The 13161-nt window shown below is 73.1% G+C and carries 12 protein-coding genes; 1 reads left to right on the forward strand and 11 read right to left on the reverse strand.

Annotation, left to right across the window (positions count from 1 at the left end):
* Nucleotides 1-18: 18 nt before the first annotated feature.
* From B7C62_03875 to B7C62_03885, 3 genes are all read right to left on the reverse strand, one after another.
* Nucleotides 19-702 (reverse strand): ribulose-phosphate 3-epimerase, encoded by a 684-nt coding sequence (locus B7C62_03875; protein ARF71490.1) that lies wholly within the window; start codon nucleotides 700-702, stop codon nucleotides 19-21.
* 168 nt (nucleotides 703-870) lie between these two features.
* Nucleotides 871-2304, reverse strand: coding sequence for an rRNA cytosine-C5-methyltransferase (locus B7C62_03880; GenBank protein ID ARF71491.1), 1434 nt, complete (start codon nucleotides 2302-2304; stop codon nucleotides 871-873).
* A gap of 93 nt (nucleotides 2305-2397) precedes the next feature.
* Nucleotides 2398-3330: a methionyl-tRNA formyltransferase gene (locus B7C62_03885; GenBank protein ARF71492.1), complete on the reverse strand. Its 933-nt coding sequence runs from the start codon at nucleotides 3328-3330 to the stop codon at nucleotides 2398-2400.
* 437 nt (nucleotides 3331-3767) lie between these two features.
* On the opposite strand from B7C62_03885, the gene B7C62_03890 reads away from it, so the two are divergent.
* Nucleotides 3768-4328, forward strand: a complete 561-nt coding sequence (locus B7C62_03890) for a hypothetical protein (protein ARF71493.1) — start codon at nucleotides 3768-3770, stop codon at nucleotides 4326-4328.
* Between the two features lie 192 nt (nucleotides 4329-4520).
* Here the strand turns inward: B7C62_03890 and B7C62_03895 are convergent, their stop codons facing one another.
* The 8 genes from B7C62_03895 to B7C62_03930 all read right to left on the reverse strand — a co-directional run bounded on the left by B7C62_03895 (nucleotide 4521) and on the right by B7C62_03930 (nucleotide 13110).
* Nucleotides 4521-6689, reverse strand: coding sequence for a primosome assembly protein PriA (locus B7C62_03895; protein ARF71494.1), 2169 nt, complete (start codon nucleotides 6687-6689; stop codon nucleotides 4521-4523).
* 124 nt (nucleotides 6690-6813) lie between these two features.
* Nucleotides 6814-8022 carry a methionine adenosyltransferase gene (locus B7C62_03900; protein ID ARF71495.1) on the reverse strand — a complete coding sequence of 403 codons (1209 nt, stop codon included), beginning with the start codon at nucleotides 8020-8022 and terminating at the stop codon, nucleotides 6814-6816.
* Between the two features lie 235 nt (nucleotides 8023-8257).
* Nucleotides 8258-9466 carry a phosphopantothenoylcysteine decarboxylase gene (locus tag B7C62_03905; GenBank protein ID ARF71496.1) on the reverse strand — a complete coding sequence of 403 codons (1209 nt, stop codon included), beginning with the start codon at nucleotides 9464-9466 and terminating at the stop codon, nucleotides 8258-8260.
* 138 nt (nucleotides 9467-9604) lie between these two features.
* Nucleotides 9605-9877 (reverse strand): DNA-directed RNA polymerase subunit omega, encoded by a 273-nt coding sequence (locus B7C62_03910; protein ARF71497.1) that lies wholly within the window; start codon nucleotides 9875-9877, stop codon nucleotides 9605-9607.
* A gap of 60 nt (nucleotides 9878-9937) precedes the next feature.
* Nucleotides 9938-10531, reverse strand: a complete 594-nt coding sequence (locus B7C62_03915) for a guanylate kinase (GenBank protein ARF71498.1) — start codon at nucleotides 10529-10531, stop codon at nucleotides 9938-9940.
* 62 nt (nucleotides 10532-10593) lie between these two features.
* Entirely contained in the window at nucleotides 10594-10917 is a 324-nt protein-coding gene (locus B7C62_03920; protein ARF71499.1) for a 30S ribosomal protein S13, read from the reverse strand.
* Nucleotides 10918-11161: 244 nt separating this feature from the next.
* Nucleotides 11162-12001: an orotidine-5'-phosphate decarboxylase gene (locus B7C62_03925; protein ID ARF71500.1), complete on the reverse strand. Its 840-nt coding sequence runs from the start codon at nucleotides 11999-12001 to the stop codon at nucleotides 11162-11164.
* The gene (locus tag B7C62_03930; protein ARF71501.1) at nucleotides 11998-13110 is read right to left on the reverse strand and encodes a dihydroorotate dehydrogenase (quinone); all 1113 of its coding nucleotides are present in this window, start codon (nucleotides 13108-13110) and stop codon (nucleotides 11998-12000) included. Before B7C62_03930 ends, B7C62_03925 begins: the two co-directional genes overlap by 4 nt.
* Between the last annotated feature and the right edge of the window lie 51 nt (nucleotides 13111-13161).

A 13161-nucleotide genomic window follows, 5' to 3' on the forward strand; every position in this document is an offset into this window, starting at 1 on the left:
CGTTCATCTGCCCTTTGCTCAGTGGCCGCACGCCCAGGGCGCGGCGGCCGTGACCGCCTCCGCCTGGGCCCGCAGACCCCGCACCGCCGCCGCCGGGTCCTCGGCCCCGTACACCGCCGAACCCGCGACGAACACATCCGCGCCCGCCTCGGCGCACCGCTCGATCGTGGCAGTGGAGACCCCGCCGTCGACCTGGAGCCACAGCTCCAGGCCGTGCTTGGCGATCAGCTCCCGGGTGCGGCGGATCTTCGGCAGCATGATGTCCAGGAACGCCTGGCCGCCGAAGCCCGGTTCGACCGTCATGATCAGCAGCATGTCGAGCTCGGGGAGCAGGTCCTCGTACGGCTCGATGGGCGTCGCGGGCTTGAGCGCCATCGACGCCCGCGCCCCCTTCGCCCGGATCTCCCGCGCCAGGCGCACCGGCGCCGCCGCAGCCTCCACATGGAAGGTGACCGAGCCCGCACCGGCCTCGACGTACTGCGGGGCCCAGCGGTCCGGGTCCTCGATCATGAGGTGGCAGTCCAGCGGGGTGTCCGTGGCCTTGCCCAGCGCCTCGACGATCGGCACGCCGAGGGTCAGGTTGGGCACGAAGTGGTTGTCCATCACGTCGACATGGAGCCAGTCCGCGCCTTCGACGGCCTTCGCCTCCTCGGCGAGACGCGCGAAATCGGCGGACAGGATGCTGGGGTTGATCTGCGCCATGACCCAAGCCTGCCACGTTCCGCGCCGGTTCCCCGCCTCGGCGGTCACCAAAGCCTCACCGGGCCATCACAGTTCACGCATTCCCGGCATTTTGCCTGCGCTTTGCCGTTCTTTGCTGTGCGGGAGGCTGAACGGGGAGGCTTCCGCCGAGGCTGTACGCGGCGGTATTCAGCCGGTCCTGCGCAGCAGAGCGAGATACATGGCGTCGGTCCCGTGCAGATGCGGCCACAGCTGGACGTCGGGCCCGTCGCCCAGCGCGGACACCCCCGGCATCAGCGGGCGGGCGTCGACCCACTCGGCCTCCACCGGCTCCCCGCCGCGCCCCTTCAGTACGTCCTCGACGACCACCCGGGTCTCCGCGAGGTGCGGCGAGCAGGTCGCGTAGCCGACGATCCCCCCGACCCGTACGGCCTTCAACGCCTCGCGCAGCAGGCCGCGTTGGAGCGGGGCGAAGTTCTCCAGGTCCTCGGCGCGCCGCCGCCAGCGGGCCTCCGGGCGGCGGCGCAGCGCGCCCAGGCCGGAGCAGGGCACGTCCATCAGGACGCGGTCGAAGGTGCCGGGGAGCCACGGCGGGCGGGTGCCGTCGGCGGTGACCACCTGGTACGGCCCCGGGTTCCCGGCGAGCGCCCGCTCGACCAGCCGGGCCCGGTGCGGCTGCTTCTCGGCGGCCAGCAGGGTCGCGCCCCGCTCGGCGGCGAGCGCGGCCAGCAGGGCGGCCTTGCCGCCGGGGCCCGCGCAGCCGTCCAGCCAGCGGGTGTCCCGGCCCTCCACGGGGGCGGCGGCGAGCGCGGCGGCCACCAGCTGGCTGCCCTCGTCCTGGACGCCCGCCCGGCCCTCCTGGACCGCCGTCAGCGCGCCGGGCTCGCCGCCCTCGGCCATCCGCACGGCATACGGCGACCAGCGGCCCGGCAGCGCGTTCTCGTCGCCGAGCGCCTTGACCAGCTCATCGGTGGTGGAGCGGCCGGGGCGGGCCACCAGCGTCACCTCGGGCCGCTCGTTGTCGGCCTCCAGCAGGTCCTCGATCCCGGCCCGGCCCCCGCCCAGCGCGTCCCAGAGGGCCGAGACGATCCAGCGCGGGTGGGAATGGACGACCGCGAGGTGGTCCTCGGCGTCCTCCTCGTACGAGGGAGCGACCTTCTCCACCCAGCCGTCCAGATCGTGCGCGGAGACCTTGCGCAGCACCGCGTTGACGAACTTCGCCCGCCCCTCGCCCAGCACCACCCGGGCCAGCTCCACACTGGCGGAGACGGCCGCGTGGGTGGGGATGCGGGTGCCCAGCAGCTGGTGGACCCCCATGTTGAGGACGTCGAGCACCGGCGGGTCGACCTCGCGGAGCGGCCGGTCGATGCAGGCCGCGACGATCGCGTCGTACGTGCCCTGGCGGCGCAGCGTCCCGTAGACCAGCTCGGTGGCCAGCGCCGCGTCCCGCCCGTCGAAGTCGCCCTTGGCGCGGGCCTTCTTCAGCAGCGGGGGCAGCACGAGGTTGGCGTACGCGTCCCGCTCGTCGACGGCCCGCAGCGCCTCGAAGGCGAGGAAGCGGACGGGGTCCTTCTTGGGGCGGCGGTGGGGCTTGGCGGGACGGCGACGCGGCTGGTCGTTCACGTGAAAGGTGCTCCGCGGGAAGGTGAGGGGGCGAACCCTCCCAGCGTACGTCGCCGTCATCAGGCCCTCGAACGAGAGGTTCCGCGCGAGGTGCTACGCGCCCAGCAGCTCACCGTGGACGATCCGCACGCCGCGCGCCCAGTCGGCGGCCTTCATCGGCTTCTTGCCCTGCGGCTGGACCCAGAGCAGCTCGACGGCGTGCGAGCCGGTGCCCACGTACACGTTGTTCTTCGCCGCCGACAGTTCGCCGGGCGCCAGGTCGGTGCGGTCCAGGACGGGCGTCGCCTGGACGAGCTTGAGCCGCTCGCCCCGGAACAGGGTCCAGGCGCCGGGCGCGGGGGTGCAGCCGCGCACCACCCGGTCCACGCGCAGGGCGGGGGCCGACCAGTCGACCCGGGCGTCCTCCACCGTGATCTTCGGGGCCAGGGTGACGCCGTCGTGGGGCTGCGGAACGGCGTGCAGGGTGCCGTCCTCGATGCCGTCCATGGTGGCCGCGAGCAGCCCGGCCCCGGCGAAGGCGAGCCGGGTGAGCAGGTCGCCGCTGGTGTCGGTGGGGCGGATCTCCTCGGTGAGGACCCCGTAGACCGGACCGGAGTCGAGCCCCTCCTCGATCAGGAAGGTCGAGGCGCCGGTCACCTCGTCCCCGGCCATCAGGGAGTGCTGTACGGGCGCGGCGCCGCGCCAGGCGGGCAGCAGCGAGAAGTGCAGGTTGACCCAGCCCCGGGCGGGCACGTCGAGGGCCGCCTTGGGCAGCAGGGCGCCGTAGGCGACGACCGGGCAGCAGTCCGGGGCGATCTCGCGCAGCCGGGCGAGGAAGTCCTCGTCACGGGGCTTCACGGGCTTGAGGACCTCGATCCCCGCCTCCGCCGCCCGCTCGGCCACCGGGCTGGCCACCAGCCTGCGGCCGCGCCCGGCGGGGGCGTCGGGCCGGGTCACGACGGCGGCCACCTCGTGGCGGTCGGAGGCGATCAGGGCGTCCAGGGCGGGGACGGCGACCTCGGGGGTACCGGCGAAGACGAGCTTCATGGGTGGCTGACTGCCTCTCGGGCTTCTCGGACTCCTGCGCCTCTCGGCCGGGCCAGGACGTACGGTGACGAGCAGCACACCAGTCTAAGGGGTGGCCTCCGGGGCGCACGGGGGGCTCAGCCGCTGGGAGCGCACCGGTGATCAGGGGACTCGACCGGCGTGGCGCACGGGCGGTCAGGGGGCCGCTCGCCGTGGGCACACTGGTGAGTCAGAGGACTCAACCCCTTTGAGCGCACTGGCGGTCGAAGGGGCGCAGTCCTTCCGCCCGCACGGCGATCAGGGGGCGCGCGTGCGCCGCGCACGCCCCGTGCATATGCACATACGCCCCGATAGCGTGACCACATACCCGGCTCGGGCGTTGGTCAAAGGAGATTGACCGAAGCGGGTCGCCCCGATGCGGCCCGATCCCTTTCAACGCCGGTTCGAGAGGCTTCTTCATGGCCGACCACGCAACCCACGACGCCCAAGCGCGGGCCAGCCTGCATCTCCTGGTGCGGGACATCGAGCGGGTCCGGCGGCAGGTGGACGCGCTGCGCACACTCACCGCCCAGCTGGGCAACGTCTACCGCCCGCGCCGCTCCGGCCCCTCCGCGGGCTTCGTCGTCTACGGCAGGGCCCCGGCCCCCACCGTCCGCCTCGCCCAGGAGCTGCGGGACAGCGTCGAGACCCTGGTCACCGCGGCGGTGGACTTCGACCGCTCACTCGGCTTCTCCTGGGACGCGGTGGGCTCGGCGCTGGGGGTCACCAAGCAGGCGGTGCACCGCCGTTACGGAACGCGCCGGGCCACCGCGCAGAACGCGGCCACCGAGACGAAGACCGAGGCCCCGTCGACGCCCCGCCCCCTCTCCGTGGGCCCCGGCCTGCCGGGATCGCCCGCGGGCTCCCCGGTGCCTTCCGTGCCCGCGGCCCGCTCCATGCCGCCGCAGCCGTCGGCGGCCAAGCAGCCGGTCCGTGAGGAGCTGCGCCCCGGAGCCTTCCCGGGCCCGCGCAACGGCTGACGGTCCGCACACGCCCCCGGAGCGGCGGTCTCCCCGGCCCGCCGCCCCGCTCGCGCCCGAGGCCGACCGGGCACTCGAGCGATACGGGGCAGGCTGTCGGCCCTCAAGCGATACGGGACAGGCCGTCAGCCACCGCAGCCCCGGCAGACCCCCACCCGGATACCCCGGCAGCCGGAGGTCCGGCGGGGCGGTTCACCCGATGTCCGGCGGGTCGATCCTGATCCGCACCTGCTGCTCTCCCCCGCCCTTGGCCGTACGCGCCGCCTGTGCCTTCTTCAGGGCACCCGCCAGCGCCGCCCCGCGTCCCGGCACCACCCGGATCAGGGCCCGCTCCCAGCTCTCGCCGGGCGGGGCGTCCGACGGTCTGCGCGGGCGGCCCGGCGCGGGCGGCGGGACCGGGACCGGGCCCAGGATCTCGGCCTCCGGCGGGAGTCCGGCCGTGGCGAGGAAGGATGCCAGGGCCTCGGCGGGGCCGGTCACCGAGGCCATCCGGGAGACCGGCGGGAAGCGCAGCTCGGCCCGGTCCGCCAGCTCGCGGCGGGCGAAGCCGGCCGGGTCCCAGCGGACCAGTGCCTGCACCGGGCGCAGCGTCGGCTCGGCCACGATCACCACCGTGCCGCCCTCCTCCTGCCCCCGTACGAGTGCGCCCGCCGCCGTCCACCGGCGCAGCGCCTCCTCCCCCGCCCGCAGGTCGGGCCTCCCGAGCATGGCCCAGCCGTCCAGGAGCAGCGCCGCCGCGTACCCGCCCTCGGCGACGGGCTCCGCGCCGGGCGTCGAGACGACCAGTGCGGGGGCGGCCGGGACCGCGTCCAGGATGTGGTCCCGGCCCGAGGTGCGGACGGGCACGGCGGGGAAGGCCCGGCCCAGCTCCTCGGCGGTGCGGCGGGCCCCGACGATCTGCGCGCGGAGCCGGTGGGAGCCGCACTCCGCGCAGTGCCAGGCGCGCTCGGCCTGCCCGCACCAGGCGCAGTTCAGGTCCTGCTGGTCCGGTGCCTCCAGGGGCCCGGCGCAGTGGCGGCAGCGGGCGGGGGTGCGGCAGCGTTCGCAGGCGAGGCGGGGCGCATACCCCCGGCGGGGCACCTGGACCAGCACCGGGCCGCTGCGCAGGCCGTCGCGCACGGTCTGCCAGGCGAGGCTGGGCAGCCGGGCGGAGCGGGCGGCGCCGTCCCGGGCCAGCTCGCCGTCGCCGACCGTACGGATGAGGGGCGCGGCCCGCCGCAGCTGCTCCCGGTCCGCGAGGAGGGGCAGCGCCCAGCCGCTCTCCACGAGCTGGGCGGCCTCGACCGTGCAGCTCGTGGAGCCGAGCAGGAAGGCGCACCGGCCCTGGGCGGCCCGCAGCTCCAGGACCTCGCGGACGTGCGGGAAGGGGGCGTTGGTGTCGCTGTGGCTGGAGTCCCCGTCGTCCCAGACGGCGACCAGGCCGAGGTCCCGGACGGGGGCGAACATGGCGGCCCGGGTCCCGACGACCGCCCGCACCGAGCCCCGGCGCACCGCGAGCCACTGGCGGTAGCGCTTCTCGGGGCCGGATTCGGCGGTGAGCAGGGCGTGCCGCCCCGTACCGAGCACCTCGGTCAGGGCCGCGTCGACCCGTCCGGCCGCCCGACCGTCCGGGACGACGACGAGCGCGCCGCGCCCCGAGGAGAGCGTCGCCGCGACGGCGCGGGCGATCTCGGCGGGCCAGTGGGGTCCCGGGAGGGCCGTCCAGACGGCCCGGGGCGCACCGCCCTCGGCCAGGGCCCGGAGGAAGGCGGGGCCCTGCCCGTACCGCTCCCAGGTGCCCGGCTCGGGGGGCGGGGGCGGGGGCAGCGGCTCCGGGGAGGGCCTGGACTCGGCGCGGCCGTTGCGGGGCGGGACGGCGAGCTGGAGGACGTCGGCGAGGCTGCCCGCGTACCGGTCGGCCACGGCGCGGGAGAGGGCGAGCAGCTCGGGGCCGAGGACCGGCTCCGGGGAGACCACATAGGCGAGGGCGGCCAGCGTGCCCTCGTAGTCGGACTCGGCGCGGCGCCCGACGATGAACCCGTCGATCAGGCCGCCCCCCTCGCGCCGCCCGCCCTGGACGTTGTGGCGCCCGGCGCCGAACCGCACCCGTACCCGGACACCCGGCTGCGCGTCGGCGTCCAGCTCCTCGGGGACCGCGTAGTCGAAGTACTGGTCGAGGTGGAGGACCCCCTTGTTGACCAGGACCCGGGCCACGGGCAGCTCCTTGGCGAGCGGGGCGCCGCGCCAGGTGCGCGGCTTGGCGCGGGGGACCTTGGCCCGGCGCACGGTCTCCCGGATCAGCGCAAGCTGCTCCGGCGCCCCGGCACCGGGCTCGGGCGCCCCCGCACCGGGCTCGGCGGACTGCTCGTTCTCGCTGCTCACAGCCAAATTCCTACCAGACGGCACTGACAGCGTCGGCCCGCGCGAAGAAGCAGAGCAGCGGGGCCCGGCCACCGCGTTCGGTGTCCGGGCCCCGCTGTCGCTCGCTGGTGACGCCTTGCGGTCCTTACAGACCGGCGGCCGCGCGGAGGGCGTCCACGCGGTCGGTGCGCTCCCAGGTGAAGTCGGGGAGCTCGCGGCCGAAGTGTCCGTACGCGGCGGTCTGGGCGTAGATCGGGCGCAGCAGGTCGAGGTCGCGGATGATCGCGGCCGGGCGGAGGTCGAAGACCTCGGCGATCGCGTTCTCGATCTTCTCCGTGTCGATGGCGGCGGTGCCGAAGGTCTCGACGAAGAGTCCGACGGGCTCGGCCTTGCCGATCGCGTAGGCGACCTGGACCTCACAGCGGCTGGCGAGCCCGGCCGCGACGACGTTCTTCGCGACCCAGCGCATCGCGTACGCCGCCGAGCGGTCGACCTTGGACGGGTCCTTGCCCGAGAACGCACCACCACCGTGACGGGCCATCCCGCCGTAGGTGTCGATGATGATCTTGCGGCCGGTCAGCCCGGCGTCACCCATCGGGCCGCCGATCTCGAAACGCCCGGTCGGGTTCACCAGGAGCCGGTAGCCCTCGGTGTCCAGCTTGATCCCGTCCTCGACCAGCTGCCCGAGCACATGCTCGACCACGAACTCCCGGATGTCCGGCGCAAGGAGGGAGTCCAGGTCGATGTCGCTGGCGTGCTGCGAGGAGACGACCACGGTGTCCAGACGGACCGCCTTGTCACCGTCGTACTCGATGGTCACCTGCGTCTTGCCGTCCGGGCGCAGGTAAGGGATCGTCCCGTTCTTCCGGACCTCCGACAGGCGCCGCGAGAGACGGTGCGCGATGTGGATCGGGAGCGGCATCAGCTCCGGCGTCTCGTCGCAGGCATACCCGAACATCAGGCCCTGGTCGCCCGCACCCTGCTTGTCGAGCTCGTCCTCATCACCCTCGACCCGCTTCTCGTACGCGGTGTCGACACCCTGGGCGATGTCCGGCGACTGCGCGCCGATGGAGACCGAGACGCCGCAGGACGCACCGTCGAAGCCCTTCTTCGAGGAGTCGTAGCCGATCTCCAGCACCTTGTTGCGCACGAGGTTGGGAATGTCGGCATACGCCTTGGTCGTCACCTCGCCCGCGACATGCACCAGACCGGTGGTGATCAAGGTCTCGACCGCGACACGCGAGGCCGGGTCCTCACGCAGAAGCGCATCGAGAATCGTGTCGCTGATCTGGTCAGCGATCTTGTCGGGGTGACCCTCGGTGACAGATTCCGAGGTGAACAGACGGCGGGACACATCGCTCCCTGGGGTTGCAGCGGCTGCTGGCTGATCATGGGTGGTACGGCCGAGAGCTGCGCTCGGCGCGTGCCGTGGACCAGTTTATCGGGCGCGCCCGGCGGCCGGGGCATGCGTCTCGCCCTTTGGAGCGCGACAGCCCGTGACACAGCGGACACCTGAAGGAAAATCGACCCCTCAGGAGGGTCATTCTGCCCCGGTACGATCCACTTTGGCTCGCCCGGAGGGTTGATTGTCACATCTCCTGGAACCTGCCCGAAACCAGATCCCAGACCGTGTCGGCCAGGGCTTCCTTGGGCCCGTACGGCACCGGGGTCTCCGTTCCGTCCGCCCCGAGGACGACCGCCTCGTTCTCCTCGGAGCCGAAGGTCCGGCGCTCCCCCACCTCGTTGACCACGAGCAGATCGCACCCCTTGCGGCGGAGCTTGGCCCGGCCGTTGGCGAGGACGTCGTCGGTCTCGGCGGCGAAGCCCACCACGACCTGGCCCTCCCGGGGCCGCTCGGAAGCGACCTCGGCGAGGATGTCGGGGTTCCGGACCAGGGTGACGGCGGGCGCCTCCTCGCCGTCCTTCTTCTTGATCTTGCCCGGCGCGTACGCGGCGGGCCGGAAGTCGGCCACCGCCGCCGCCATCACCACGACGTCCGCGTCGGCGGCCGCCTTCAGGACGGCCTCGCGCAGCTGGACCGCCGTCCCCACCCGTACGACATCGGCCCCGGCCGGGTCGGGCAGCTGGGTGTTGGCCTCGATCAGGGTGACGCGGGCGCCCCGGGCCACGGCGGTGCGCGCGAGCGCGTACCCCTGCTTGCCGGAGGAGCGGTTGCCGAGGTAGCGCACCGGGTCCAGGGGCTCGCGGGTGCCGCCCGCGCTGATCACCACATGGCGGCCCGCGAGATCGGGCTCGGTGACCCCGCGCGCCAGCACCCGGCGGCAGACCTCGAAGATCTCGCCCGGGTCGGGCAGCCGCCCCTTGCCGGTGTCGACGCCGGTGAGCCGCCCCACGGCGGGCTCGATGACGACGGCGCCCCGGCGGCGCAGGGTCGCCACGTTCTCCTGGGTGGCCGGGTGCTCCCACATCTCGGTGTGCATGGCGGGGGCGAAGACCACCGGACAGCGGGCGGTCAGGAGCGTGTTGGTGAGCAGGTCGTCGGCGAGCCCGTGGGCGGCCTTGGCCAGCATGTCGGCGGTGGCCGGGGCGACCACGACGAGGTCGGCGTGCTGCCCGATCCGGACGTGCGGAACCTCGTGGACATCGTCCCAGACCTGGTCGGAGACGGGGTGGCCGGAGAGCGCCGACCAGGTGGCCGCGCCCACGAAGTGCAGCGAGGAGGCGGTCGGGACGACCCGTACATCGTGCCCGGACTCGGTCAGTCGGCGCAGCAGCTCGCACGCCTTGTAGGCGGCGATGCCCCCGCTGACCCCCAGGACGACCTTCGGCTTGTCCACTGCGTCTCCCCGCACTCGGCAACGTAAGAACGTAGCTCCATGCTGCCTCACCGCGCGGAACGTGTTCACCCGGCCCCGGACACACCTCAGGCCCGGCGGACGGGCCGCCGGGCCTGGGAGTGAAGGTGCTTGTCCTGCTTACTGGGCGGGGCCCTCGATGGCCTCGGAGGTCAGCAGGCCCGCGTTGATCTCGCGGAGCGCGATCGACAGCGGCTTCTCGTGCACGTGGGTGTCGACGAGCGGACCGACGTACTCGAGGAGACCCTCGCCGAGCTGCGAGTAGTACGCGTTGATCTGACGCGCGCGCTTGGCGGCGTAGATGACCAGGCTGTACTTCGAGTCGGTGGCCTCGAGGAGCTCATCAATCGGCGGGTTGATGATGCCCTCGGGCGTGGTGATGGAAGAGGACACTCTCTGCCTTCCGAAGGGGGTATAGATCAAAGATCAGGGGATCTGAACGATCACGGAGATCTAAGCCTGAAGCATCAAGGCTAGCAGCTCACGGGCCACGTCCTCGACGGAGGTGTTGACGAGCGTCGTATCGAACTCGGCCTCGGCGGCCAGTTCGACCTTGGCGGCGGCGAGCCGGCGCTCGATGACCTCGGGCGCCTCGGTGCCCCGGCCGGTGAGCCGGCGGACCAGCTCCTCCCAGCTCGGCGGGGCCAGGAAGACCAGGCGCGCGTCGTCCATCGACTGGCGGACCAGCCGGGCGCCCTGGAGGTCGATCTCCAGCAGGACCGGCTCGCCCGCCTCCAGGCGGTCCAGTACGGCGCGGCGCGGTGTGCCGTAGCGGTTGCCCGCGAACTCGGCCCACTCCAGCAGTTCACCGTTGGCGACGAGCTTGTCGAACTCCTCGTCGTCCACGAAGAAGTAGTGGACACCGTTGCGCTCCCCGGGGCGGGGCTTGCGGGTCGTCGCCGACACGGAGAGCCATACCTCGGGGTGCACGGTGCGCATATGGGCGACGACCGTGCTCTTGCCGACCCCGGAGGGGCCGGAGAGCACGGTCAGCCGCGGACGTACGTCCGGGGGTACGGGGGACGTCCCCCGGGATGTTGCAGCCATGGACCGATTATCCAGGTTCTCAGGGGTGCCTGAGAACGCGGGACGGAACGGCGGCCGGAACGTCAGGCGGCGCTGCCGCCGAACTCCCGCTCCAGGGATGCGATCTGGTTGGAGCCGAGCCCGCGGACCCGGCGGCTTTCGGAGATGCCGAGACGCTCCATGATCTGCTTGGCACGGACCTTGCCGACGCCCGGCAGGGACTCCAGGAGGGCGGAGACCTTCATCTTCCCGATGACGTCGTTCTCCTGGCCCTGCTTGATGACCTCGTGGAGGGAGGCTCCGGAGTGCTTGAGTCGATTCTTGACCTCGGCCCGCTCCCGGCGAGCCGCGGCGGCCTTTTCGAGCGCGGCTGCGCGCTGTTCAGGGGTAAGGGGCGGAAGAGCCACGCCTACGTCACCTCGGATGTCGATCTGTCGGATACGGACCGGTGGGAAAGCTGGACGCCCTCCACCAGGTGAGCGACGGGCACGCTGTGCTCGGCTGCTCTCGACGGAGACTAGCGGCCAGGGCCGCTGTAGTCAGCGAGAACAGACGAAAAGTCCTGGTCAGCCTTGGCCGACCAGGACATTTGCCGCATAACCACCGGGTTTCCGGTCAGTAATTCGTCAACGGCCGGGAAACGTGCCAGGGTCAACTGCCGGAGACGGCACCGCGGATCTCGTCCGCGAACCGCTCGGCCGCTTCGCGCAGCCCCGACGCGTCCGGACCGTGGCGCAGCACGCCCCGGCTCACGCTCGGCACGACGTTGCCGACCGCGTCGCCGAAGACCGCCGGAAGATCCGCCGGGGTCGCTCCCTGGGCACCGATGCCGGGCGCGAGGAGCGGTCCGTTGATCGCCAGATCCACGCCCGCGTCGCCGAGCGTCGCGCCGACCACCGCGCCGACCGAGCCGAGCGGGGCGGCCCCCTCGTTCTCCGCCGCCATGTGGTCCAGCATCAGCTGGGCCAGCGAGCGGCCGTCGGCGGCGGTGGCGCGCTGGACCTCGGCGCCCTCCGGGTTGGAGGTGAGCGCGAGGACGAAGACGCCCGCACCGGAGGCGGCGGCCGCGTCCAGCGCCGGGCGCAGCGAGCCGAATCCGAGGTACGGGGAGACGGTCACTGCGTCGGAGAAGAGCGGGGAGTCCTGGTCCAGGTAGGTCGCCGCGTAGGCCCCCATGGTGGAGCCGATGTCACCGCGCTTGGCGTCCATGAGGACCAGCGCCCCGGCGGACCGGGCCTCCTCGACGGCCTTCTCCAGTACGGCGATGCCGCGCGAGCCGAACCGCTCGAAGAACGCCGACTGCGGCTTGAGGACGGCCACCCGGTCGGCCAGCGCCTCCACGGTGGTCCGGGTGAAGCGCTCCAGGCCCGCGATGTCGTCGTCCAACCCCCAGGAGGTGAGCAGAGAGGCGTGCGGGTCGATGCCGACGCAGAGCGGCCCCCGGGTGTCCATGGCGTGGCGCAGCCGGGCGCCGAAGGGTTCGGGGGTCACAGGGCGGCCTTCTTCCGGGTCTCGGCGCCGACGGCCTCGGCGAGGGTGGCGTACGGGGATGCGGCGAGCCGGGCGGCGAGGCCCTTGTGGATGGCCCGGGCGTAGAAGGGGCCCTCGTAGATGAAGGCGCTGTAGCCCTGTACGAGGGTGGCCCCGGCCAGGATGCGCTGCCAGGCGTCCTCGGCGCTCTCGACGCCTCCGACGCCCACCAGGGTGATCCGGTCCCCCACACGGGCGTACAGGCGGCTCAGGACCTCCAGGGAGCGTTCCTTGAGGGGTGCGCCGGAGAGCCCGCCGGTCTCGCCCACCAGTTCGGGGGCGGACTTCAGGCCGAGCCCCTCGCGGGCGATGGTGGTGTTGGTGGCGATGATGCCGTCGAGGCCCAGCTCCACGGCGAGGTCGGCGACCGCGTCCACGTCCTCGTCCGCGAGGTCCGGGGCGATCTTGACGAGCAGCGGTACGCGCCGGGTGGTGACGGTGCGGTCGGCGGCCTCCCGTACGGCGGTCAGCAGGGGGCGCAGCGACTCGGTGGCCTGGAGGTTGCGCAGGCCGGGCGTGTTGGGCGAGGAGACGTTGACGACCAGGTAGTCCGCGTGGGCGGCCAGCCGCTCGGTGGACTTCACGTAGTCGGCGGCTGCCTCGGCCTCCGGGACGACCTTGGTCTTGCCGATGTTGACGCCGACCGTGGTCCGGAAGACCGGGTTACGGGCCGCGAGCCGGGCGGCGACGGCGGCGGAGCCCTCGTTGTTGAAGCCCATGCGGTTGATCAGCGCGCGGTCCGCGACGAGGCGGAAGAGGCGCTGCTTGGGGTTGCCGGGCTGCGGTTCACCGGTGACGGTGCCGATCTCGACGTGGTCGAAGCCGAGCATCGCCATGCCGTCGATTGCGACGGCGTTCTTGTCGAAGCCCGCGGCGAGTCCGAAGGGGCCGTGCATCCGCAGGCCGAGGGCCTCGGTGCGCAGCTCCTTGTAGCGGGGGGCGAGAGCGGCGGCGACGAAGGTGCGCAGGACCGGGACGCGGGCGGCGAGGCGGATCCAGCGGAAGGCGGCGTGGTGGGCCCGCTCGGGGTCCATCCGCTTGAAGACCAGCCGGAAGAAGAACTTGTACATGGGGAGGTGTCCTCAGGTGCTCGGTGGGGCTCGCAGAGAGGGGGACACCGT

The sequence above is a fragment of the Kitasatospora albolonga genome (genome assembly GCA_002082585.1).
Classification (GTDB): domain Bacteria; phylum Actinomycetota; class Actinomycetes; order Streptomycetales; family Streptomycetaceae; genus Streptomyces; species Streptomyces stephensoniae.

Excerpts from the sequence above, each read along its gene's own strand:
- B7C62_03875 (ARF71490.1), bottom strand. The coding sequence starts at position 702 with ATGGCGCAGATCAACCCCAGCATCCTGTCCGCCGATTTCGCGCGTCTC.
- B7C62_03885 (ARF71492.1), bottom strand. The coding sequence starts at position 3,330 with ATGAAGCTCGTCTTCGCCGGTACCCCCGAGGTCGCCGTCCCCGCCCTG.
- B7C62_03890 (ARF71493.1), top strand. The coding sequence starts at position 3,768 with ATGGCCGACCACGCAACCCACGACGCCCAAGCGCGGGCCAGCCTGCAT.
- B7C62_03915 (ARF71498.1), bottom strand. The coding sequence starts at position 10,531 with ATGGCTGCAACATCCCGGGGGACGTCCCCCGTACCCCCGGACGTACGT.
- B7C62_03930 (ARF71501.1), bottom strand. The coding sequence starts at position 13,110 with ATGTACAAGTTCTTCTTCCGGCTGGTCTTCAAGCGGATGGACCCCGAG.